Below are 22,726 nucleotides of genomic sequence, written 5' to 3'. Positions count from 1 at the left end.
CAGCGATTCTCCATAAATGAATGAATCGTTGCTCATTATATATTCCTTTAAATCACTCTCTTGAACTGAGTATTGTATAACTCGTAATAGGCACCTTGCATCGCAAGAAGCTCCTCATGATTTCCTTGCTCAGCAATTCCTCCATCCTGGATCACGAGAATACGATTAGCATCCTGGATCGTACTAAGCCTGTGGGCTATTACAAAGCTTGTTCGACCCTTCATCAAATTCTTCATCGCCTGTTGAATATGCATTTCCGTTCGTGTATCCACACTGCTAGTTGCTTCGTCTAGGATTAGAATAGCTGGATCAGCTAGAATTGCGCGAGCGATCGTTAACAGTTGACGCTGTCCATGGCTCAGATTACTGCCTTCCGCATTGAGGAGAGTCTCATAGCCATGCGGCAATCTTTTGATAAATGCATCCGCATTGGCTAGCCGCGCCGCTTGTTCAATTTCTTGATCAGTTGCATCGAGCCGACCAAACCGAATGTTTTCCCTAATCGTTCCAGAGAATACATGCGCATCTTGCAACACCATCCCAAGTTGACTACGAAGTGCATTTTTATCAAGCTCACGGATGTCGCGATCATCAATCCGTATGGAGCCGCCACTCAAATCATAGAAACGGATCAGCAGGTTAACAATGGTTGTTTTACCTGCTCCTGTTGGGCCAACGAGCGCAATTTTCTCTCCAGGTTTTGCTTCAAACGTAACTCCAGACAGAATCGGGGAATCCGGTTTATAAGCAAAAGAAACGTCCCGGAACACAACCTCCCCTTTTAACCGTGGAAGATCTTCACTCTGCTCATCTTCATATTCGGATGGCATCTCCAAAACCTCAAATACACGCTCCGCACCGGCGATTGCAGATTGAATTAAATTGTACTGATTAGCAAGATCAGAAATGGGTCGACCGAACTGTTTGGAATAGGTCAGGAAGCTAACGATTATGCCTACTGTAGCCATGTTATGGAATGCCATCCATCCACCAACCCCGGCAATGATCGCAAATCCAAGGTTGTTTATCATGTTCATCACAGGCCCAACTAAACCAGATACGATTTGTGCCTTGATACTAACCTTATTCAGCTCTCCGCTGATTTTACGGAATCGTTTAACTTCTGCCTCTTCCCTGCTATATTGTTTAACCACCTTTTGTCCGCTGATGGTTTCTTCGATAAACCCGCCCAGTTCACCTAAATGCCGCTGCTGATTTCTAAAATAAGTTCGGCTTAACCCTATGATTTTACGACTAGCCAATAAAACGAGCGGGATCGTAATTAATGAAACTACGGTTAACGGAACGTTCAACATTAACATAATAACGAGTGAACCGCTTAGCGTTATCAAACTGTTTAACAATTGAGTTACACTCTGATTGAGTGTGCTGGATACGCTCTCTATATCGTTCGTTGCTCGGCTCATCAATTCTCCGTTAGCCCGTGTATCAAAAAATTTAATGGGTAACTGCTGATACTTACTGAACAGATCACGACGCAGCTCAAATACGGTATTTTGCGAAACTGATGTCATGACGTATGCTTGCACCCATGCAACTACACTACTTAGACCATAAATACCAATAAGGAGTACACAAAACCGAATAAGGCCCTGATAATCATGTGGAATAACCGCAGTATCAATTGCCTTACCAATGAGATAGGGTCCTATCAATGAAAGTAGTGCATTTAATATCGTAAATACATATACAATAATTAACCCAAACCGCTGACGATTCAAGTAAGTCCAGATACGTTTAAGTGTGCTGGCTTGATTTTTGGCACGCACAATTGGTACAGCAGCGCCGCGTCCGGGGCCAGATCCTGGTCCTATTCCTGGACCAAATCCGCCTGATCTATGGATCGGAGGAGTGTTCATGCCGTTATCATGCTTTGACATAAGGAACCTCCTCACCCTTCATCTGTGATTTCCAGATGTCTCGGTAAATTTCACTATTGCTCAGAAGTCCATCATGTGTACCTTGTACTGCGATTCGACCGTTTTCTAGAATCAAAATGCGATCCGCATCAATCACAGATGTGACACGCTGAGCAATCAAAATATTCGTACTATTGCTCAGTCGTTTTTTTAACATTTGCCGAATCCGCGACTCTGTCGCCGCATCGAGCGCGCTCGTACTGTCATCCATGATGAGAATTGTAGGCTGAATTAATAGTGCTCTTGCAATCGAAAGCCGCTGCTTCTGCCCTCCAGACAAGTTGATGCCTCGTTGGCCAAGCACTGTATCATAACCCTCTGGAAGTTCTAATATAAAATGGTGAGCTTCTGCAGCTATTGCTGCTTGTTCCACTTCTTCATCTGTAGCCTCTGGTCTTCCATATCGGATATTATCCCGGATTGTTCCACTGAACAGAATAGCCTGCTGCATAACATAACCGATCTTGCGGCGTAAATGCTTTAAAGAAATCTGCCGCGTGTCAGAACCATCAATTGTAATAGAGCCCGAGGACACTTCGTAAAGTCTTGGAATAAGACTGACCAAGGTCGATTTACCAGCACCAGTGGCTCCAAGTATGGCTACGGTTTCACCTGGCTCGGCAGAAAAATTAATGCCGTCTAATACAAGATTCTCATCCGTAGTATCATAGGCAAATGAAACATTATCAAATACAATTCGACCGTTAGTTATGGTATCTTTTTTAGCTTCGGAAGCTTCTGTAATCTCACTAATGGTGGAAAACACTTCATTCTCACGATCTGCTGAGACCTTTGCACGTGAGAAGAAGGTGAGCATATTGCTCAACATCAGCATAGACATCAACAATTGGGTGATATAGTTAATGAAGGCGATCAACTGACCGACTGGCAGCGATCCGTTCCAGCTCTGCAGCCCACCAAACCAAAGAACAGCTACAATACTGGCATTGAGCACAAGCATCATAAGCGGCATATTCAACGACATTAGTCGTACCGCTTTTATCGCTGTTTCTGTGTAATCCTTGTTGGCTGTATTAAACCTTTTCTGTTCATGCTTAGCACGGACGAAGGCCTTAACTACACGAATACCCGATAAGTTTTCCTGCAATACTGTGTTGACGCCGTCTAATTTGACCTGCATTTTCTCAAACAGAGGAAAAGAAAGCCGAATTAACCCATACAATATTACAACCAACAGGGGTACGGCAACGACAAGGATGAGAGTCAACGAAGGACTAATCCGGATGGCCATCACTAAGCTGCCGATTAATAGCAATGGTGATCGAATATTCCGCAAAATCATCTGAACAAAGGTTTGTAGCTGCACCACATCGTTTGTTAAACGAGTAATCAACGAGCCCGTCTTCAATTGGTCCAGATTCTTGTTTGAGAATTTCTGAATATGCTCAAACAGGTTAATCCGTAAATCATTCCCGAAATTTTGTGAGGCGATGCTCGAAAAAATGGTGCAGCCCACCCCACCAATTAGACCGACAAATGCCACTCCAAGCATGGTCAATCCTGTCGAATAAATATGTGATAAATCTTTCGTCATAATCCCATGATCCACAATACTCGCCATTAGTGTAGGCTGAAGCAAATCCATAAACACTTCGAGCATCATCATAAGTGGTGCTAACACAGACCACACCCAATATGGCCTTAAGTAACTCTTAAGTTTCCACATTCCATCACCTTTTAAGATAAATATGTGATTTTTGATTTCATCGGTGTTCTTGGCTTAGCATTTGGAACTTCCTCCGGATATCCAATACCAAATACTCCAATCACATCGTAATCTTGCGGGACACCTAGAATTTCACGATTATGAGGCAAAGCACCTAAAGAAGCCCAATATGCTCCAACCCCCACTTCATGTGCAGCTAATAAGAAGTTCTGTGCGAAACATGCGGCAGCCATAACATTCTCGTCACGTTCAAACGCGGTTGCACCAGGTTTAGATAAGATAGCAAGAACGACAGGAGCGCTTCCAAAATTCGTCTTATGCTTTAATTTAGCTCTAGTTTCAGGCCCGATAAATAGGAGTTCCCAAGGTTCGTTCATCCGATGGTTTGGAGCATAACTAGCTGCTTCCAGCCAATTCAATAAATCATCCTCATGAATTGAATCCGCCTTAAATTGCTTAATACTTCTACGGGTTTTAATAAGATCAATGGTTTTCATTTTTTTGATCATTCTCCTCTTTTTTAATTTCGCCAACAGTCTTATCTTCCGGCGTTACTTCATGAATCTGAAAAATATGGATAAACTCTTCAATGATCGCTTCCGTTGCCTTCAATTCACCGCTAATGACTTGCTTAATCGAATCCAGCTCCGGTGTTTGAAGCTGCCGTTGTAAAGTGGCTCGATTCACATTAAGCTTCTCCAAAAATGCTAAAGCTCTGCCGCGACGAAAAGTTTGAGCGCTTTTTGGGGGACCATCCATAGAATCCATCCCATGTCTGCTCATATGCTCGCGATCTCTATGCTCTCCGCGGTCTTTGTGTTCTCCATGTTCTCTATGACCGCGTTTTCCGAAATGTCCATCACGCATATTTACTCCCCTTCAGTTTGTATACATATGTATACGTTACGGTTATGTATACAAATGTATACGCAAGAGTAAGATCTGTCAAGTTATCAGTTCCATTGGATAGGTCCACAAAGAAAAAACCGCACATTGTGCGGTCAACTTAACGAAATGCCAGTTATTTTTCTGATCCAGGTTTATTTGCTAGATATCAACTAATGATTAACCTTCTTTAATCTTTGCGGCTCCTTAGGATCTAGTTGCTTCCAATCTGATGCATCTCTGTCTGTGAAAATATAATCTGTATCTGGGTCATTAGCAAATCTAACATAAACAGGGAATTTTGGCATAGAGCTCAGTTTAGCTTTTACACTCAGTAAATCAGATTCAGAGTACCCTTCTACTGTTATCAAATATTCTCTCAAGTTATTCTCAAGCGTATTATATTTATACTGAAGTGCTGCGTATATTCCAATAATGAGCAGAGTAATAATTACTGCGGAGATAGCTACAAACTTTTTAATTCCAGAAGCACCTCCTACTAAAATAAAATCTTTGATCCCAACCTGTTCAGCATAAAGTACTAGAATTCATGTGGAAACGAATTGTTCTATAAAGATCGAGCAAGACGAAATCCAAGATCATCCACACTAAATGTAGGGTGGCTGCGACGCCGACAGGTAGCTCCGCAACCTCTGGCCTCTTCAGCCCAACTGCCTCCTCGAAAAATTCGATAGGAGCCATACACTTGTTCATCATATAAATCCCAGCACCACTCCCAAACATTTCCTAACATATCATAAAGCCCCCATGCATTCGGTTCCTTCGTCCCTACTGTATGTAGTTCGCCATCTGAATTTTCATTGTACCAAGCAATCTTATCTAGCTCTCCGTATTGATAACCGGTAGTCCCTGCTTTACATGCATATTGCCACTCCGCCTCAGAAGGGAGTCGAAAACCATCTGCTTCCCCAACACAAATAATGAGTTCACTATCTTTACTTATAGAATAGACTTCTTTCAATCCAGACTTCTGGGATAGAAGATTACAAAAGGAAATAGCATCATGCCAAGAAATACCCACCATGGGCTTGAGATTTTCCTCTGGTGATTTAGATTCTTTATTAGTTATAGCATTGTAGAGATCCACTGTTACAGGATATCGATCAAGAAGAAACGGATTTAATTTAACTTTCCATTTGCTTTTCTTTCTATCGTCTCTTAATTCTACTTCTCCTGCCGGAATTTTTACCATAGGATAGGCCAAATAGCGCTCAAGTTCATTTGACACTTTATCCACCTCCCTGTTATTTAAAGATCTCAACCTATTGGAATGCAAAAATCCAAATTATACTAATCAAGTATTGACAGAGGATCAGGAATAGAACTATAATCTATACAATTCCTAGAAAATTACTATGAATTAATCAAATTATATTCACATCATACTTAGTTGTCCAGAAGAAGGAGTGTAAACACATGCCAAACGTTCAAACTTTCAAAGCTACTGCCCATTTACAAGATGGAGTTAAGGTCATTACTAAAGCAAGACAATTCGAGCTGATCATCGACGAACCACAAAGCCTTGGGGGTACGGATACAGGAATGAATCCTGTAGAAGCTTTGCTTGCTTCTTTGGGCGCTTGCCAATCTATTGTTGCTCGAGTGTATGCCTCTAAATTTGAAGTAGAGCTTGAAGATTTTAGAGTAGATGTTGAGGGTGATCTGGACCTCGATGGATTTTTCAACCGTTCAGAAGTCCGTCCCGGTTATTCCGATATTCGTTATACTTTCTACATAAAGACTCCATCACCTGCTGAGAAGGTCGAAGCTTTTGTACAATTTTTAGAAAGCAAATGCCCTGTGGGTGACACGATTGCTGCCCCAGTGAATCTTAAGCTGAATCGAATTATTATCGAGAACTAAATAATTATATATTTTTAGTATCAAGGACTGTAAGGTTGCATAAAGCAACTTTTCAGTCCTTTTTCATTTCACTCTCCATTCCATCATATAATACTAAAAATGAAGGACTTCGGAGGTACCTAAGGAATGAATTCTATACTAAGCACAGTAGATAATGAGATCGAACGTTTAGCAGCATTCCTGATTGATCAACAGAAGGAAGACGGATCGTGGCATTTTTGTTTTGAGAATGGAATCGTTATCGATGCGTATGTCATCATCCTCTTTCGGATATTGAACGTACAGAATGAAGCCCTCATACGAGCGCTACATGATCGCATTCTTGCTGAGCAGCAGCCCGCTGGATTCTGGCAATTGTATAGAGATGAAGAAGCCGGAAACTTATCTACCTCAGTTGAAGCCTACTACGCCCTTCTCTACTCTGGGTATAGTAAGGTGACAGATGAGCCGATACAGCGGGCTAAGCGTTATATCCTATCCAAAGGTGGAATTGGAAAAGTCACCAGTATATTGACTAAAGTCATTCTTGCCGTGACTGGTCAGAGCAAATGGCCTTTAGCGATTTCTTCGATCCCATTAGAGGTGCTATTATTCCCGTCCTACTTTCCTATTAACTACTTTGAGTTCTCTGGCTACTCAAGAGTGCATCTCACGCCTATGCTCATTATGGCTGATCAACGTTTCTCGATCCCAACAGCTAATGGTCCGGATCTATCTGATCTCATAGACACACGTATTGAAATAAATGAATCTACTTCCCGTGGATATCAAGAACTGCAAAGGGTTATGCACTCTGGCCTAGACAGAATTCTTGGAAGTCCTCGTTACATTCATGAAGTTGCCCGAACCAAAGCAGAACAGTTTATGCTCCAGCGAATTGAATCCGACGGAACCCTGTACAGCTACGGAACCAGTACAATTCTTATGATTTTTGCACTGCTGGCTCTAGATTATGATCAGCAGCATCCTATAATTACGAAAGCCATTGATGGGCTTACTGCGATGCAATGCCGTTCTGAAAGTAAAACAACCATTCAAAACTCACCGTCTACGATATGGGATACGGCTCTAATCACCTATGCTTTGCAGGAGGCACAAGTTCCCGATCATCATCTTGCGATTAAACGAGCTACTTCGTATCTGCTGACCAGACAGCAGAATAAAACGGCTGATTGGAGTATTCATAATCCGGATACGGCTCCCGGGGGATGGGGATTTTCAGAATCTAATACAATTAATCCGGATGTGGATGATACGACTGCTGCTTTACGGGCCATTCGAAGTTTATCGACAAGTCAGCGCTCCTATCTAGAGTCATGGAATCGCGGACTGAATTGGGTCTTATCGATGCAGAATAAAGACGGCGGCTGGCCGGCATTCGAAAAAAACACCAATAAAGAAATGCTCACATGGCTTGCTATCGATGGTGCCAAATCTGCTGCCATCGATCCCTCGGAGGCAGATTTAACCGGGCGTACCTTGGAGTATCTCGGGAACTTTGCCGGACTTGATACGCGGAACGATTTCATCGAGCGAGGGATGAAATGGCTAATCCAACATCAGGAGAAAGATGGTTCATGGTATGGAAGATGGGGAGTTTGTTACATTTATGGAACCTGGGCTGCATTAACAGGACTGCAAGCAGTTGGCCTGCCTCTTGAACATGATACTATGCAAAAAGGAGTGAAGTGGCTCCTAAGTATCCAGAACTCCGATGGAGGCTGGGGCGAATCATGTCAAAGTGATCGGTTGTTGCGTTACGTACCTCTGGGTGAGAGTACACCTTCTCAAACCGCATGGGCGCTTGATGCCCTTATCGCTGTTCATCCGGAACCAACCTCTGAGATGGAAAAAGGAATGCTACGGCTTATCACTTCAATTAACCAAGTCGATTGGAAGAGTTCGTATCCGACAGGTGCAGGTCTCCCCGGCAATTTTTATTCTAATTATCATAGCTATCAGTATATCTGGCCGTTACTCACATTGAGTCATTATAGAAAGAAATATGGTATAGCCTTTAAGGTTTATTAATGAGCTATGACTCCATTTTTAAAATGGATCTCAGGGAAACTTCCACCAGCAATCGCATGTTCTGGTATTGCTTCTTCAATACTTTTAATATCATGATCACTCAGCTTAACCTCCAGCGATTTCATGGATTCTTTAAGCTGAGTTACCCGTCTAGCCCCAACCAAAGGCATGATATCTTCTCCTTTCGATAACATCCAAGCCAAAGCAAGCTGTGATACGTAATTACCGATTTCTCTACTTCGTATATTTTTAGCGTAGGATTTTAGTTGAAGCTTGGAAGTAATTGCATTCTGTACAACTATTTCATATGGCTAGAGGATAAATCGAACTTTAACTGTATTCTATACAATTAAATCGAGATAAATCACTTTATGGACAGTAACTCATGAGAATAGATGCATGAAATACAGCTATTTTCAATGCGCAACGGGTTTGAACATTTATTACTGTACAAAATACAGTAAAACACCTCACTATCCACCACTACCTTCATCCGGCGGATATGGTCATCTTTAATAATCACTGGTGTACCAATTACTCTAACGTCTTAACTAGCAGCATTGCTCGATTTACAAAAATTGAAAAGGTTCCATTCAAGAAACAGGTGTAATCTTTGGCGGTTTCGGAGCCCTTTCCCAAGCATGGGTTAACTGCAATGTTGCTGCGTAGGTGATCAACGAAACGAGCAACGCTCCGGACAGCTCAATGATCTGCCCCAGGTCCAATCGTTCCAGAATTCCGTGAGCCGTCATCCCGCAAATCGTCATGACAATTCCTCCCGCGCCCACCTTGAATACAATGCGAAAGTCAAAATAAAATCCGATCGATCCCGCTACAGATAAAAAATTCAATAAAGTCAGCAGTAACAACCCTAGTCCGAACCCCATAGCAACCCCTTCGATGCCAATATTAGAACCGAGAATAAAGATCGTAATCACTTCAAATATATTGGTAAGAATATGATTCCACATAACGGTTGAAGCCTTCCCTAAACCAAGCAGAATTGCTTGCAATGGTGCTCCAAAATAATAAAGAAAAAATATGGGTGCAATCAGCCTTAACAGCTCGCCTGCTTCTGGAGAATGATAGATCATAGTAGTTAATGGTACAGCCCATAAGTACAAAATGATTGTACATGGGAGTCCTACAATAAGTGCTGAGCGCATAGCGATATCCATCCGATTATGCAAAAGCTTGCTATTATTACTCACACTTGCTTCGCTGATCGCCGGAATTAGTGCAGTTGACAAGGATTGTGTGAAGAAGCTGGGAAGAAACAACATGGGGAGCGCATAACCCGCCAGAAGACCAAATTGCTTGGTCGCCATCTCAACACTCACACCAAACAGTACTAGGCTTTTCGTAATCAGCAGTGGGAGAAATGCATGATAGAGGGAATGAATAAAACCGCTACCTGTCATCGGCAAACCGATGCGCAGCAAATCTCTCAACGTACTATCTCCTTTAAGTGAAATACTTGACGTAGGAGGTGGAGAAGTTTTGATCTTTCCTCGATTTGCCCATTTGAAAAGAGCAAACAAGTAGAGTAAACCAAATCCTTCGCCAATAACGGATGCCGCCATAGCACCCGCAGCTGCATAGGCAATACCATAAGGCAACAAAACGTTAACAACACCGATAATGACAATGATTTGCGCCAAATTCTCAATGATATCGGAAAAGGCAAGCGGATTCATGTTCTGTTTTCCACGAAAATAACCTTTCAATACAGCTGACATCGCAATAATTGGAATGATTGGCGTAATAGCGACCATAGCATAATACGCCCGCTGATCAGCCAAAAAAACTGAAGCGATCCACTTGGAGCCAAATAGAGCTACTAAAGTTAATATAATACTCAACGTCCCCGTAATACTTAAGGATACTTTGAGAATTCGCTTTACACGCGCTTCATCCTGCTTAACCTCGGCTTCCGACACAAGCTTTGAAATCGCAACTGGAAGCCCCAGCTCTGTGAGTGTAATAAATAAAGGAAGCAGCGGATGAGCAATCATAAGCAGCCCTACTCCCTCTGCTCCCAAAAAACGTGCCAGTAAGACTCCGTTCAAAAATCCAAGCCCTTTTGTAAAAAATGACGACACAGTTAAAATGAACGTGCCACGAACAAAGCTTTGTTTACGCATCCCCATTTATATGCATCTCCACCTATGGTTTGTCCTGTCCTACCTTCTAACTTATTCGAACAAACTCAAGCACATGCAGACAAGTATTGTAAAGTATTTTAAAAGTAAACCACCAAGCATATCATTGTCGATGTACCGAGCAATTTTCTTAAATGTTAGAATCCGAGGACTTTAATGGGGATGCGTTGGTTACTATGGTTTCCCTGCACAATAAGTACAACAAAAAAACCGCGAAAAATTTCGCGGTTTTTAGAAAGGATAAACGATCTATTCAACATTTACACATACATTTAATCGATTTTATTAAATTCGATCCAGTCGATCTGTAAACCTGGTTTGATGAATTCCAATTTCATATCATATAGACCGGCTTCGAGTTCAACTTTCACGAGCTTTTGTTTAATCCATTGACCTTCGGTTCCATTCGTTTGAATGGTTGTCATCAATTGATCATTCACAGTCACATTACAAGCACTTTGAGCCAATTCAGGTTCTGTTGACATGATATGCACCAGGATACGGTATTGACCAGCCTGTTCCACTTTAAAGCTAGTCGATCCTTCTACGACAGGTTTAACCTGTGGATTCTGTGATAAGGATTGAGCTTGTTCTACAGTAAGAGAAGGATTAGCTTTGAAGGACTCTACTGTTTCTACAATTTCCTGTTTTCTCGAGAATACAGGTGCATTCATAATAAACTCACAGATGTTTATGGCAGAGCGTTGGAGCTCTCCACGTGTTAACGTACCATTTTCCAAGGATTCAATGGTATTGTCATTCCATCCGTTAATTTCCGCACCATAGTTAGCAACAACCATGTAGAGGTCATTTTGTGCACGAACCATCCAGTTTGTAAATTTCCGGTCTGCTGGTCCGCCATTAACGACATCATTCATGATCGCCCACCAGTCAGTCATTACAATCCCTTTAAAGCCCCATTCCCCGCGAAGAATCGTGGTGTTCAAATCATAATTAGAAGCCGCCCAATGTCCGTTAACTGGATTATAAGAGGTCATAATAGAATTCGAACCGCCTTGCTTCACCGCGATTTCAAAGCCTTTCAAGTAAATTTCACGAAGCGCACGTTCAGACACCACTGCGTTAACTTTGCTACGATGCTTCTCCTGATTATTACAAGCAAAGTGTTTCATCGTAGCGGTTGATCCGCCTTTCAAAATACCGCGAGTACATGCAGCGGCAAACACGCCAGAGATCAACGGATCTTCTGAAAAATACTCAAAGTTACGCCCATTAAGTGGACTGCGGCGGATATTAAGACCAGGTCCAAGCAAGGAATCCACGTTGTTTCTTAACAATTCTTGACCTTCCATGACATAAAGCTCTTCTACCAATTCCGCATTCCAAGTAGCTGCAAGAAGCGTTCCGATCGCAACCTGAGTTGCCTTAGCTCCGCTATCCATACGGATCCCTGAAGGACCATCTGCCGTACATGCAACCGGAATTCCTAGATTAAATAAACTGTCACTCACGCCTCCAAATGCAGAAGCTGTGCCCGGTGTAACTAAAGGACTGCTCATGCCTTCGCCCCGTACAATGGCTGCCAAGTCCTCATCACTGAGCTGGGCAATAAAGGCTTCCATACTAACTTTTTGTTCATATACGTCTCTTAATTTGTATCCTAAATTACCTGTTTGTGAAATCGTCTCTGGAAGATTAGTTTCAATTCGCTCAGCCATCGAAATCTTACGTTTAGGAACTTCAACATAAACAATCTCGTACGAGCCGTCCGCCTTCTGAGCGCCTGGCATCATTCTCGTAAAGCTTTCTGTAGGCGCGAGAGCTTCTTGCAATTGCTCCACAACTTGAAGAGCTTCAACGACATAGCCGTCGTTACCCTCAACACCGATTGCCACCACTTGTTTAACACTAGTTCCCACATACAAGCGGTACGTGCCTTCTTCAAGCACATAAGCAGAGGCATGTCCTGTCACGCCTGCGTCATCATAAGAAGCCATCGATTGTACAGAGAAACTCACGGTAAGGCGCTGTGCTTCACCCGGTTCAAGAACTTTTGTCTTACCGAATGACACCAGAGCTTTCGTCGGTTTACCGAGCTTACCTTGCGGAGCTTCATAATAAACCTGAACAACCTCTTTACCAGCAAAGGCAGTTCCTGTATTGGTAACGTTTACGCCGATTTCAATGTAAGTCTCGCCTTCTTTGGTAATCAATGTAGCTTCTTCCGGCTCGATACTAAAAGTTGTATAAGATAACCCGTAACCAAATTCAAATTGAACCTTTTCCGGGCAAAATGTCTCAAAATAACGATATCCTACATAGATATCTTCTTGATACAAGTTCGTAAATTCATTCCCATAATTCTGTGTAGATGGGTAATCATTGATGGAATAAGCGATTGTATCTGTCAGTTTACCGCTTGGAGTTACCTCACCAGACAGTACATCTGCAATAGCATTGCCGCCTTCCATACCACCCTGCCAGGAATAGATGACAGTTGAAATCGGATATTTATAGCTTTCATCGTTCATCCAGTTCATATCAATAATGTTTGAGACATTCAGGACAACGATGGTTTGTTCAAAATATGTAGTTACCTGCTTCAGCATTGCCTTTTCATCATTCGTTAATTGGTAACTTCCCGGTGCATCAGCATTATCCTGATCTTCTCCAGCCGTGCGACCGATTACAAGGATGGCCTTGTTCGATTTGCTTCTAGCCTCGGAAACCAATTCATCGCTCAGAATCATTTCCTTCTGATGCCAAGGCTCTGCAGCCCATGCGCCTCCACCATTATCAAACGGATTCTGTTCAATCCACTTCTCATAGACAGCTGCCAGTTCTTCATTAACTGTAAGGTTCTTCTTACTACGAAGACCATCCAATAAATTAGTCGTATAAGTAACATGGACACTACCGCCGGAACCTGTACCACTGCGATAATAATTCACTTGGGATCTGCCGAAAATCGCAACATTATCGCTTTCGCCAAGCGGAAGCACCTGATTATCGTTCTTGATCAGCACCGCACCTTCAGCGGCTACTGTCCGGCTAAATTCTGCAAAACCTTCTAATGGAATTCCCACATTCTGTGTGCTCAACTTATTTCCTCCTGTTGTTCAATTCTATAGGTTGTTTCTTGAAATCTTTATTTCTCTAATAACATCCTAACAATTCATCTTTATCATTATAGTACATTGGAAAACTGGAATATATATAATAATTAACTTTATTAATATAATTATATTGGTCTGGAGGAAGTCTTCATTGTAACAAAACAAAAAAAACCGCGCATAGAGCGGATATCATAGTATAGCCAACCTTAATTGTTTACTATTCAGTCAGGTTTATTACACAGCTTGCAGTTATCCATTTTAGTCCAAAACTGGACTCACAGTTATTTTTTCTAAACTGATCTCTCCATGACCGCCCGAGATTTTTAGCGTATTGATAGCACCTGGCAATAAATAGACTGTACTATTCGTCCGTCCACTGAATTCTTGAGATTCACCTGTAGAGAGAGCATTAAGGAGTGAGTAATCCTTATCATTGACGCATAAATTCACTTTTGCCAGTCGTTCACTCGTACCATAATGAAGTTCAATGGAAGCTCTACCACCCTCTCCTCCATCCACATGATTGAATAAACAGTTACAGCAGGAAGTAGAAACTATGGTAGATCTCCGGCAGCGGAAGTCGGTCCGATCGCAACAGCTTGTCCCTTCCCAATGAAAGCGATTCCGCAAACCTTCACGAATCTCATATTCATCATCCACTATAAGAACACTAAGCATCTGTTCTACCTCCTGATCCACATGAAATCACATCTGTATCTATGCAACATTATTCTTTAGTTTCATAGTACTCGACACTGATTAGGATTGCACGGAGGTAATCCATAACTTTTATGAGTGGATATTAAATTGCACTTTAAAAATACACAGAGAGAACAAAAAAAGCCGACAGATTAGCTCTGCCGACTTCTTATTCATTTCTTCACTTGTATTAAAGCTCAACGATCTTCGTTGCAACATTATTGCAAAATTCCCGATCATGCTCTACAAAAACAAGAGTCGGCGTGTATTCAAGCAACAGCTCTTCAATTTGCATCCGGGAAATAACATCAATAAAATTAAGCGGTTCATCCCATACATACAAATGGGCTTTCTCGCTTAGACTCTTAGCAATTAGAACTTTCTTCTTTTGGCCGCCGCTGTACATAGATATATCTTTTTCAAATTGGACTCTAGAGAAATCTAGTTTTCTTAAAATTGATTTAAACAGACTTTCGTCAATTCCATTGTCTCTAGCATAGTCTGATAAATTGCCCTGTAAATCAGAAGTATCTTGTGATACGTAGGAGATGATAAGTTGGGCATCTTTTTTTAAGGCGCCTGTATATTCCATATCCTCACCACAGATCAGTTTGATGATACTCGATTTTCCCGAACCATTTTTACCCGACAGCGCAATTCGTTCCCCCTGCTCAATAGTAAAGCTTATGTCCGAGCAAACCATCTTCTCACCATAAAAGACTGATATACTGTCTAATTCAGCGAGATGTTGTTTATGATAATCAAGCTGCTTAATTTCAAGATTCTCAGAATTTTCAATGTTTTTAAGAAGCTTTGACTTTTCGTTGATGGCAGAATGTTGTCTTTGCTCAATGGCTTTAGAGCGTTTCATCATTTTTGTAGCTTTGTGACCAATGTATCCTTTATCCACCTTTGAGCCGGAATTTCTCGTTCCGTTTTTGGTTTTTTCCACTTCATGAGACCAGTTGCCAGTCCGTTTAGAAGAAGCAGATAAGCGTTTAATATCTCTTCTAAGTTTCTCGTCCTCTGCTAGCTCAAAGTTATCTTGTCTAGTTTTATTCTCCCACCAGCTGGAGAAATTGCCTTTTTGAATTTCTATATTGGTCTTATTGATGGACAAAATATGGTCTACACAATTATCTAGAAAGGATCTGTCGTGAGAGACCAGAATATATCCACTTTTCGTATTGAGATAATCACTGACTAGCTTTCTTGCCGTCATGTCCAGATGATTGGTAGGTTCATCGATTAACAGGAAACTATTCTCTTTAATGAATAATGTGGCTAACAGCACTTTCGTTTGCTCTCCGTTAGACAATGAATCAAAGGGCCGATATAACACATCCTCAGATACCTTTAACAGTGAGAGCTCACGCATTAATTTCCAATGAATATAATCGGGAAAAATCTCGCTGATCACATCAATGGTATTAAGTGCCTTGTTATCCACCTGAAAAGGGAAATATTCAAAGCTGACATGCGCAGAAATATTTCCGCTGTACTCATATTTTCCAAGCAATAAACTCAGAAATGTAGTCTTCCCTCTACCGTTTCTTCCAGTAAACCCTAATTTCCAATCCGTATCGATTTGAAAGTTTACATTCTCAAAGATGTTATCGTAACTGCCTTCATAGGCAAAGGTTAGATTGGTAACATTTATTAATGACATATAAATATCCTCCTGTATTAAAAAATAAAAGCCACAAGAAAGTTACTTTCTTGTGACTCAAATAAATACAGCAAACCTAGCCCCAAATGGAGTTAGATAAGGATATATTGTTCGAGTGAAAAGAAGTAGTAACTTTCTTGCATACAAAAAATAAAACAAACGAAATAAACCGTTTTGTTGTTTTATTCATCATAGGTCGCAAGAGTAGTTACTACACTATACTTTTCAACTCCGATCATTAATTTGTATTCATGTTACCATGCCGATTCGTTTTTTTCAACTTTCTTCCCTTAATCCGTCAAAATACGATTTCATTTAATTCTCCAATACATAAGGTTATAAGCTTATTCCTTATGCTAATTCTAACTCATCCGCCGAAGGGCCATAAAGACCCGGCACTGGTATATTTAGAAGTCGGAAGTATACCCCAAGCTGTGCCCGATGGTGAATCATGTGATTTAATCCAATGGCACGAAGCGCGGTGGCCCGTGACTGACGGCGAATGATCTCTGCTCCATTACGCAGCGTCCACTCTGCGCCAAGCGTCTCCACATTGCTTTCGGAAATTAATTGTTCAATCTTGTGAGCACTCATGTCGAACTCCTGCAGAACCGCGGCAGGGCTCTCCAGCGCTTCTCGTCGATATGGCACAGATGCCAAATCAAACTCTGAGTGAAGAAGAATAGCTGATTGCCAGTTTAGCAGATTAACGAGGTGTGTTGACAGCCCACCAAGACTCATTGACTTTTCGTGCGGTCTCCATGTCATATGCTCCTGCGTCAGCTTTTCCAGCATACGGCGAGTACCAGCTAACTCCTGCAAAACATCCCCGATGATCAGATCTTTATCCATTCCTCTATCTCCTCTCAAAAATGGAGTACCACCTAAAGTTATTCAAAGTGAATCACACTAGAGTTTTTCGACGATACCCTTCTTCTAGGATTTCTTTTAGTCCTTGAAAGGGTCTTCAAAACTCACCGACGGTTCGGACTCAGTAGCAGTTATCTCCTTAAAAAAACACCGATTCTGTGCTGTTACAGTGTAATAAGAGCTAAGTGGTCCGATACGGGATATTTAAAGGAAAAAGCGAATTTGTTATAGTATTTAGATACTCTCCACTAACTGCATAGTCGTAACACATGTGTTATCACTTTTAAACGTGGATAGCTCAGCTTTCGCTTTTACACCATCCTGTTCTATAGTTACGCTATATTTCTTATCCCGAGGTAACCAAAGATCAATGAAGCCATTGGATTGGGACTTCATGGTTTGATCCACAATCATATTGCCATCAGTATCTTCGATATAAACACTAAACTCTTGTTCCGTTAATTCCCCTTGACATCCAGTCAAGCTGTGGGTTGCACAGGGGTGTGTATCCTTAACGTACGGCGCGATGGAAACAAAAAACTCATCTTTGGGTAAATCATATTTTGTCGATTTATTGTTGCTGTCGGTCACAATGAGCTGCTCTGAAGTGATAGAAGCAGATAGGTTTTTCATGCCGCTTGAACTATATTCCTGTACTAATTGCTTAACATTAGAGGTATCACTTGCCGCAGGTGTCTCTTTATCGTTCCCTCCCACAACCAAATATGCCCCTAAAGCAACTACAACAACAGCTCCAGAAGCTATCCAGGTTTTTTTCCTCATGATATTCATCCCCTTCTCTTTGTTAACTGATCCCAAGGCTTTGATATCGTACTCTTCGATTCAACTATTCTCATTACACCAACAGTTCACATATGTTTTCTATTATATCATTATTACATTATCATATGTTCGGACAATTGCCTCGTCAAAATAGTGAATATTCACGAAATCTTTACCATTAATGTTAATAGAGCAATAAAAAAGGCTTCCTCTGGTTATTCACCGAGAAGAAGCCTTACATCTTGTTACATGGTTTAAGCTTGCAAACTATTTACTAGATCACGAACGACTTCGGCTAGCGGAGTGGCAGGACGATTCAATACTTTCTCCAGATCGCCACTTTCTATATCCAGCCATCCTTCGCGAATACCACGTTGAATCGCCACAACGAATGGCAGAGCAGCTTCTGGTACACCGACTTCAGCCATAATTTTCGCATAAGCTTCGTCGTCAACCTGCAGCACTTTGATTTCTTTACCAATTACTCCACTTACAATTTCAGTCAATTCTTCTTGTGTTAAAGGTTTGCCAGACAATTCATAAATGGTATTCTCATGTCCATCTCCTGTTAGAACATTAGCAGCAGCTTCTGCATAATCTCCTCGTGCTGCCCAGCCAACTTTACCGCTACCGGCAGAAGTTACCCATGGGGCACCTGCTACTGCTCCTTGAATAGATCCAACCTCATTCTCCATATACCAATTGTTGCGAAGGAAGCTGTAAGGAATTCCGGTTGCTCGAATGGCCTCTTCTGTTACACGGTGTACTTCAGCAAGGAACAGCTCACTCTTCTCTGCATGTCCTACGCTTGTATAAGCAATGAATCCAACACCTGCTTTGGCAGCAGCATCAATAGCTGCTTTATGTTGGCGAATCCGAGTCTCGTTATCTCCATCTGAAGATACAATTAGCAGTCGATCCACACCTGCAAAGGCTACATCCAGTGTCTCCGGTTTATCAAAGTCCCCTTGGCGGACTTCCACTCCACGCGCTTTCAGATCACTTGCTTTATCTGGATTCCGAACACTAACTACAAGATTCCCTGCGGACACGCTTTTAAGTAGTGATTCTATAACTAATGATCCAAAATGACCTGTTGCTCCTGTAATAGCTATTTTCATGTTGATTGCCTCCTCAAATTAGGATTGTAATAATCCATTTATTAATAATTGTTAACCTGTAACTATTGTAGTTACATTTAAAAAGAATGTCAACTCCTTTATATTTCTATCCTTCTTAAACCTAATAAATACAAATAACCCTCACTGTTTCCGGTTGGAATACAGCGAGGGCTTGAATGAATATCTCAGCTCCATATTAACTTAATAATTGTCCCTTTACCTGCTTGACTCTCAACAACAATCTGACCACCCATGCATTCGATCAATCCTTTAGAGATCGCCATTCCGAGACCAGAACCGTTGGAGGTAGTTGCTGTATCCGTACCACGATAATATCGCTCAAATAGCCGAATCATTGTTTCTTCATCCATTCCATCACCGTCGTCGGCAAATTGAATGATATATCCGCTGTCCTTACCTTTAAGAATTAGCGAGACAGTTAGCTTGGTATCTGGTGGGTTATGGAGCAGCGCATTCGCAGTTAAATTGTTGACAACCCTATCTAACCAAGGCGTATACAATTGAGCTCTAACTTCGGTATGTGCAGGGTGAAATACAATTCGCTGCTTCCCATAAGCAGGATTGGCAGCAGCCTGATCGAGAGCCTGTTTCAACCAAGTGTTTAATTCAACTTCCATCAATTCAGGCGGTTTAATTCCTGACTTTAGACGATAGGTCATCGCAAGATCACTGATCAGCATGTCCATATGAGCCGATTTATCTAGCATCGTTGTCGTAAACTTACGGACTTCCTCATTCGACCAATCATATGAGGGCTCCGCCAGTAAATGGGCATATCCTGTGATAGAGGATAATGGGGTTTTCAAATCATGAGTAACACCGGCAATCCATTCCTCACGTAAGCTCTCCGTCTCCTCCCGCATCACTTGATCTCTCTTCAAGGTTGCCGATAATTTCTCAATCGAAACCATTACATCAGCAAAAACACGGAATCTTCGTCTCCATTTCCCGGCGGGTGTTCTACTGCGGCGATGTCCTTTACGATCCATAGGTTCTGTATAAATAGCATTTCCGATGGAATCAAGCCATACGAGCATATGTAGCATAGGTGCACCAAAACGATGCGCTTGCCATAAGGAGAGCAACACGAACGCGATCAATAAAGCGATAAGCATGACAGATGAGCCGATGATTACTACCTTAACCTCTTCAGGTACCCAAACAGTTTTTCCTGGATCTGTTCCTTTGATATTAGGTTCTCCAATGATCCAGGTACGACCTGACTCCTTATCAAAAGAAGATAGCACATGGTAGCCATATCGATCACTGTACATTGTGCGAAGTGCTAGCTCTGGGACGGAATACTCGGTGGGGATCATATTTGGTCTGTTATACGAGAGCATTTCCTTGCCTGACGAATCTATAAGTTGAACAAAAGCCTGTGCCGATTTAATCTCTTTTTCAAGATCCTCTGGAAGTAACGGCTCCCCATTTACACCTGTGAATGAAGCTTCCTTCACTTTCTTTAGTAGAGGATCTAATACATTAGGTGCACCATATACCAGTGTGAACTGTTTACCATTCTTTTCTTGAATCCAAAGGGCCAGTTGATAAGGAAACGGCTGAGCACCCATCCAATAGGCAACTACTTCTCCAGGACCATAATGATTAGGTACATCTTTAGGTGTATTATAGGCACTTTCAACTTGCCCATCTTCATTAAGACTTTGTAGCCAGCCTTTATTTTTCTTCACTTGTTCCAGTAAACTTGGGGCAAAATGTATCCCATCCTCATCAATCTTAGAAGATTCCACCAATTGCTCAAGACCGACATTGGCAAAATCACGCGTGAGACTGATATCAAGAAACCTCAGTAGGATCCAAGTCAGCGTTACAGCAGATATAGAGAGAACTACTACACCTGTAATTGCAAGCTGCAGTACAAACTTTAACGTTAGCCGTCGCTTGATATTCATGGCATAAACAACCCTTGGCGTTCTACATTAACCAGCTTGTAACCAAGACCTCTAACGTTAACGATAAATTTCGGATCAGATGGGTCGGCTTCAATCCGTTCTCTAATACGGTGAATGTGTACCATGACCGTGTTATCGTCACTTAACGATTCTTCACCCCAAACTCTTTCATATAATTCGCTTTTGCTGAAGATTTGATTGGGATGTTTACATAAGAACAAGAGCAACTGAAATACAAGGGCAGGACAAGAGACCGGCTCTCCCTCAACCAGCAGCTCCCCTGCTGCTTCATCTAGTTTAAATCTCCCGTAATCGTAAACGTTCGAAGATTTACTAAGAACGGGCCCCGCTTTCTTTTCAGCACTGTTATAGTTCGGCGAACTCAAGTACCTCCGCAGCTGCGCTCTTATACGAGCAACCACTTCGAGTGGATTAAAGGGCTTGGTGATATAATCATCTCCCCCTATAGCAAATCCAGTCAGCTTATCAAAATCAGAGGTTCGAGCTGTAAGAAATAAGATAGGTGCGTCCGTCGTCTGCCGAATAAAAGGACAGATCTCAATACCACTGCGTCCCGGCAGCATTACATCCAATACAATCAAATCGTATTTTTTGGCTTCACAGGCACTAATAGCTTCTTCACCCGTTACCACAGTATCAATATTTATATAACCTTCCTTACGCAGCACTGTTTCCATAATCTCCAAAAGCGATTGTTCATCATCCACAAGCAAAATCGAAGCTTCATTCATTGTGAAATTCCCTTTCCGAATAACCGATGTATTTATCATCATAGCATGATTTTTTACGGGATCAATCGCACGTTCCTTAACGGAAGCTTAATTCGTATTCGTCTACTCCTCAAAAAGTTAAGAGCGTATTAATACTGCGTTTCAGAAGAGCTAAGACTCATTTGCTACAATTTAACTATTGGGAGGTGATATTCTTGAAAAACAGCTCGAAGAAAATTATCAATAAACCGGGAATGTCAGCAAAAACAGCTTTGGCAATTGGATTTCTTACCTTGCTATTAACAGCTTGTGGAGGAGGAAAAGCGGAAATGAATGATAGAGAATCAAAAGAATCAGTGTTCCTGCCAGATAATCTTCCAAAATTTCTACTTAAAGGGAACTATAAAGAAATGTATTCCCACTTCAGTCAGCCTTTGAAGGATGAGGTGAGTGAAGCTGAATTAGCTGAGACCGCTAAGGAATTCACTAAGGATATACAAACACTGAACAAGGCTTCCGCTATGCAGCTTAATGGATTTGATCGACGTACATGGGTTAGTGATGCGGGTAATAAAGGGCTTATCGGAATGTTTGATCCGGATGGAACCATTTCATTAATTCAGATTCAAGAACTGACAGCTTCCCCTGAAACCGACATGAAGCTTAGTAAGCATGAATATGCATTGCCGTTCCAAGGCGACTGGTTTGTATTTTGGGGCGGAGCGAATGTACTTGTGAATTATCACTATGAAGTAGAAATTCAGCGTTACGCTTATGATTTCATCCAAGCCAAGAATAACTACTCTTATAAAGGTGATCCGCTGAAAAACAAAAGCTATTATGCCTTTGGGACAAATATTCTCGCCCCTGCGGATGGCACAATCGTATCGGTCGTGAATGATATTAAAGATAATGAACCCGTCGGTGTCATGAATCCAAACCAAGCAACCGGCAATAACGTGGTCATTGATCACGGAGGTGAATACAGTCATCTAGCTCATCTCAAAAAAGGTTCAATCACAGTTAAGCCGGGCGATAAAGTTAAAAAAGGCGATATCATTGGGCTGACAGGTAACTCAGGCAACACTAGCGAGCCCCATTTACATTTCCAGATCTCAGACGGCGTAGATTTGTTCAACTCTCGTTCTATCCCTGTTAGATGGGCGAAAGGATTGAAGCCGATCCAAGGCGAGACAATTAGTGCTGCTGAATAGCGATCATTGTTGATGGTAAAGGTTGTCTCCCCAGAA

18 protein-coding genes are annotated in these 22,726 nt (G+C 41.8%); 3 read left to right on the top strand and 15 right to left on the bottom strand.

Annotation, left to right across the window (positions count from 1 at the left end; translation table 11 throughout):
• Window positions 1-47 precede the first annotated feature (47 nt).
• The 5 genes from NSU15_RS14905 to NSU15_RS14885 all read right to left on the bottom strand — a co-directional run bounded on the left by NSU15_RS14905 (window position 48) and on the right by NSU15_RS14885 (window position 5,725).
• The gene (locus NSU15_RS14905) at window positions 48-1,901 is read right to left on the bottom strand and encodes an ABC transporter ATP-binding protein (RefSeq protein WP_081389800.1); all 1,854 of its coding nucleotides are present in this window, start codon (window positions 1,899-1,901) and stop codon (window positions 48-50) included.
• Entirely contained in the window at window positions 1,888-3,627 is a 1,740-nt protein-coding gene (locus NSU15_RS14900) for an ABC transporter ATP-binding protein (RefSeq protein WP_076118608.1), read from the bottom strand. Before NSU15_RS14900 ends, NSU15_RS14905 begins: the two co-directional genes overlap by 14 nt.
• Before the next feature lie 11 nt (window positions 3,628-3,638).
• Window positions 3,639-4,124 carry a nitroreductase gene (locus tag NSU15_RS14895; RefSeq protein ID WP_076118606.1) on the bottom strand — a complete coding sequence of 162 codons (486 nt, stop codon included), beginning with the start codon at window positions 4,122-4,124 and terminating at the stop codon, window positions 3,639-3,641.
• Window positions 4,111-4,494 (bottom strand): hypothetical protein, encoded by a 384-nt coding sequence (locus tag NSU15_RS14890; protein WP_052404285.1) that lies wholly within the window; start codon window positions 4,492-4,494, stop codon window positions 4,111-4,113. The genes NSU15_RS14895 and NSU15_RS14890 overlap by 14 nt, the downstream gene beginning before the upstream one ends.
• A 586-nt stretch (window positions 4,495-5,080) precedes the next feature.
• Complete coding sequence (locus NSU15_RS14885; protein ID WP_170880272.1) at window positions 5,081-5,725, bottom strand: SUMF1/EgtB/PvdO family nonheme iron enzyme; 645 nt, start codon at window positions 5,723-5,725, stop codon at window positions 5,081-5,083.
• Between the two features lie 224 nt (window positions 5,726-5,949).
• On the opposite strand from NSU15_RS14885, the gene NSU15_RS14880 reads away from it, so the two are divergent.
• Both NSU15_RS14880 and shc read left to right on the top strand, forming a co-directional pair.
• Window positions 5,950-6,396, top strand: a complete 447-nt coding sequence (locus NSU15_RS14880; RefSeq protein ID WP_076118600.1) for an OsmC family protein — start codon at window positions 5,950-5,952, stop codon at window positions 6,394-6,396.
• Between the two features lie 126 nt (window positions 6,397-6,522).
• A complete protein-coding gene (gene shc / locus NSU15_RS14875) occupies window positions 6,523-8,427 on the top strand; it encodes a squalene--hopene cyclase (protein ID WP_339291116.1) in 1,905 nt (634 codons plus the stop codon).
• Here shc and NSU15_RS14870 read toward each other — a convergent pair.
• The 10 genes from NSU15_RS14870 to NSU15_RS14825 all read right to left on the bottom strand — a co-directional run bounded on the left by NSU15_RS14870 (window position 8,424) and on the right by NSU15_RS14825 (window position 21,497).
• Entirely contained in the window at window positions 8,424-8,657 is a 234-nt protein-coding gene (locus NSU15_RS14870; protein WP_339291354.1) for an aldo/keto reductase, read from the bottom strand. The two genes, shc and NSU15_RS14870, sit on opposite strands and share 4 nt — an antisense overlap.
• 363 nt (window positions 8,658-9,020) lie before the next feature.
• A complete protein-coding gene (gene spoVB, locus NSU15_RS14865) occupies window positions 9,021-10,571 on the bottom strand; it encodes a stage V sporulation protein B (protein ID WP_339291114.1) in 1,551 nt (516 codons plus the stop codon).
• A 290-nt stretch (window positions 10,572-10,861) separates the two neighbouring features.
• A complete protein-coding gene (locus tag NSU15_RS14860; protein WP_339291112.1) occupies window positions 10,862-13,651 on the bottom strand; it encodes a glycoside hydrolase family 3 C-terminal domain-containing protein in 2,790 nt (929 codons plus the stop codon).
• 273 nt (window positions 13,652-13,924) lie between these two features.
• Window positions 13,925-14,344, bottom strand: a complete 420-nt coding sequence (locus NSU15_RS14855) for a hypothetical protein (protein ID WP_076118595.1) — start codon at window positions 14,342-14,344, stop codon at window positions 13,925-13,927.
• 211 nt (window positions 14,345-14,555) lie between these two features.
• On the bottom strand, window positions 14,556-16,034 hold the full coding sequence (locus tag NSU15_RS14850) for an Lsa family ABC-F type ribosomal protection protein (protein ID WP_339291110.1): 1,479 nt from the start codon (window positions 16,032-16,034) through the stop codon (window positions 14,556-14,558).
• 351 nt (window positions 16,035-16,385) lie between these two features.
• The gene (locus NSU15_RS14845; RefSeq protein WP_339291108.1) at window positions 16,386-16,886 is read right to left on the bottom strand and encodes a DinB family protein; all 501 of its coding nucleotides are present in this window, start codon (window positions 16,884-16,886) and stop codon (window positions 16,386-16,388) included.
• Between the two features lie 252 nt (window positions 16,887-17,138).
• Entirely contained in the window at window positions 17,139-17,687 is a 549-nt protein-coding gene (locus tag NSU15_RS14840) for a CueP family metal-binding protein (RefSeq protein WP_339291106.1), read from the bottom strand.
• A gap of 254 nt (window positions 17,688-17,941) precedes the next feature.
• Window positions 17,942-18,808, bottom strand: coding sequence for an SDR family oxidoreductase (locus NSU15_RS14835; protein WP_076118589.1), 867 nt, complete (start codon window positions 18,806-18,808; stop codon window positions 17,942-17,944).
• A 185-nt stretch (window positions 18,809-18,993) separates the two neighbouring features.
• Window positions 18,994-20,745 carry a HAMP domain-containing sensor histidine kinase gene (locus NSU15_RS14830; protein ID WP_076118587.1) on the bottom strand — a complete coding sequence of 584 codons (1,752 nt, stop codon included), beginning with the start codon at window positions 20,743-20,745 and terminating at the stop codon, window positions 18,994-18,996.
• Window positions 20,742-21,497: a response regulator transcription factor gene (locus NSU15_RS14825; RefSeq protein ID WP_076118585.1), complete on the bottom strand. Its 756-nt coding sequence runs from the start codon at window positions 21,495-21,497 to the stop codon at window positions 20,742-20,744. Before NSU15_RS14825 ends, NSU15_RS14830 begins: the two co-directional genes overlap by 4 nt.
• A 194-nt stretch (window positions 21,498-21,691) precedes the next feature.
• Between NSU15_RS14825 and NSU15_RS14820 the strand changes: the two genes are divergently transcribed.
• The gene (locus NSU15_RS14820) at window positions 21,692-22,690 is read left to right on the top strand and encodes a M23 family metallopeptidase (RefSeq protein WP_249923508.1); all 999 of its coding nucleotides are present in this window, start codon (window positions 21,692-21,694) and stop codon (window positions 22,688-22,690) included.
• Window positions 22,691-22,726 lie beyond the last annotated feature (36 nt).

Origin of the sequence: Paenibacillus sp. FSL E2-0201 (assembly GCF_037963325.1) — a bacterium.
Taxonomy (GTDB): Bacteria; Bacillota; Bacilli; order Paenibacillales; family Paenibacillaceae; genus Paenibacillus_AQ.
Note: the sequence above shows the minus strand (reverse complement) of the source record. Positions and strands in the feature narration are given on the sequence as shown.

What these genes read in the sequence shown, in the direction of transcription:
- NSU15_RS14905 (WP_081389800.1), bottom strand. Translation starts at nt 1,901, where the DNA reads ATGTCAAAGCATGATAACGGCATGAACACTCCTCCGATCCATAGATCA.
- NSU15_RS14900 (WP_076118608.1), bottom strand. Translation starts at nt 3,627, where the DNA reads ATGTGGAAACTTAAGAGTTACTTAAGGCCATATTGGGTGTGGTCTGTG.
- NSU15_RS14895 (WP_076118606.1), bottom strand. Translation starts at nt 4,124, where the DNA reads ATGAAAACCATTGATCTTATTAAAACCCGTAGAAGTATTAAGCAATTT.
- NSU15_RS14890 (WP_052404285.1), bottom strand. Translation starts at nt 4,494, where the DNA reads ATGCGTGATGGACATTTCGGAAAACGCGGTCATAGAGAACATGGAGAA.
- NSU15_RS14885 (WP_170880272.1), bottom strand. Translation starts at nt 5,725, where the DNA reads ATGGTAAAAATTCCGGCAGGAGAAGTAGAATTAAGAGACGATAGAAAG.
- NSU15_RS14880 (WP_076118600.1), top strand. Translation starts at nt 5,950, where the DNA reads ATGCCAAACGTTCAAACTTTCAAAGCTACTGCCCATTTACAAGATGGA.
- shc (WP_339291116.1), top strand. Translation starts at nt 6,523, where the DNA reads ATGAATTCTATACTAAGCACAGTAGATAATGAGATCGAACGTTTAGCA.
- spoVB (WP_339291114.1), bottom strand. Translation starts at nt 10,571, where the DNA reads ATGCGTAAACAAAGCTTTGTTCGTGGCACGTTCATTTTAACTGTGTCG.
- NSU15_RS14855 (WP_076118595.1), bottom strand. Translation starts at nt 14,344, where the DNA reads ATGCTTAGTGTTCTTATAGTGGATGATGAATATGAGATTCGTGAAGGT.
- NSU15_RS14850 (WP_339291110.1), bottom strand. Translation starts at nt 16,034, where the DNA reads ATGTCATTAATAAATGTTACCAATCTAACCTTTGCCTATGAAGGCAGT.
- NSU15_RS14845 (WP_339291108.1), bottom strand. Translation starts at nt 16,886, where the DNA reads ATGGATAAAGATCTGATCATCGGGGATGTTTTGCAGGAGTTAGCTGGT.
- NSU15_RS14840 (WP_339291106.1), bottom strand. Translation starts at nt 17,687, where the DNA reads ATGAGGAAAAAAACCTGGATAGCTTCTGGAGCTGTTGTTGTAGTTGCT.
- NSU15_RS14835 (WP_076118589.1), bottom strand. Translation starts at nt 18,808, where the DNA reads ATGAAAATAGCTATTACAGGAGCAACAGGTCATTTTGGATCATTAGTT.
- NSU15_RS14830 (WP_076118587.1), bottom strand. Translation starts at nt 20,745, where the DNA reads ATGAATATCAAGCGACGGCTAACGTTAAAGTTTGTACTGCAGCTTGCA.
- NSU15_RS14825 (WP_076118585.1), bottom strand. Translation starts at nt 21,497, where the DNA reads ATGAATGAAGCTTCGATTTTGCTTGTGGATGATGAACAATCGCTTTTG.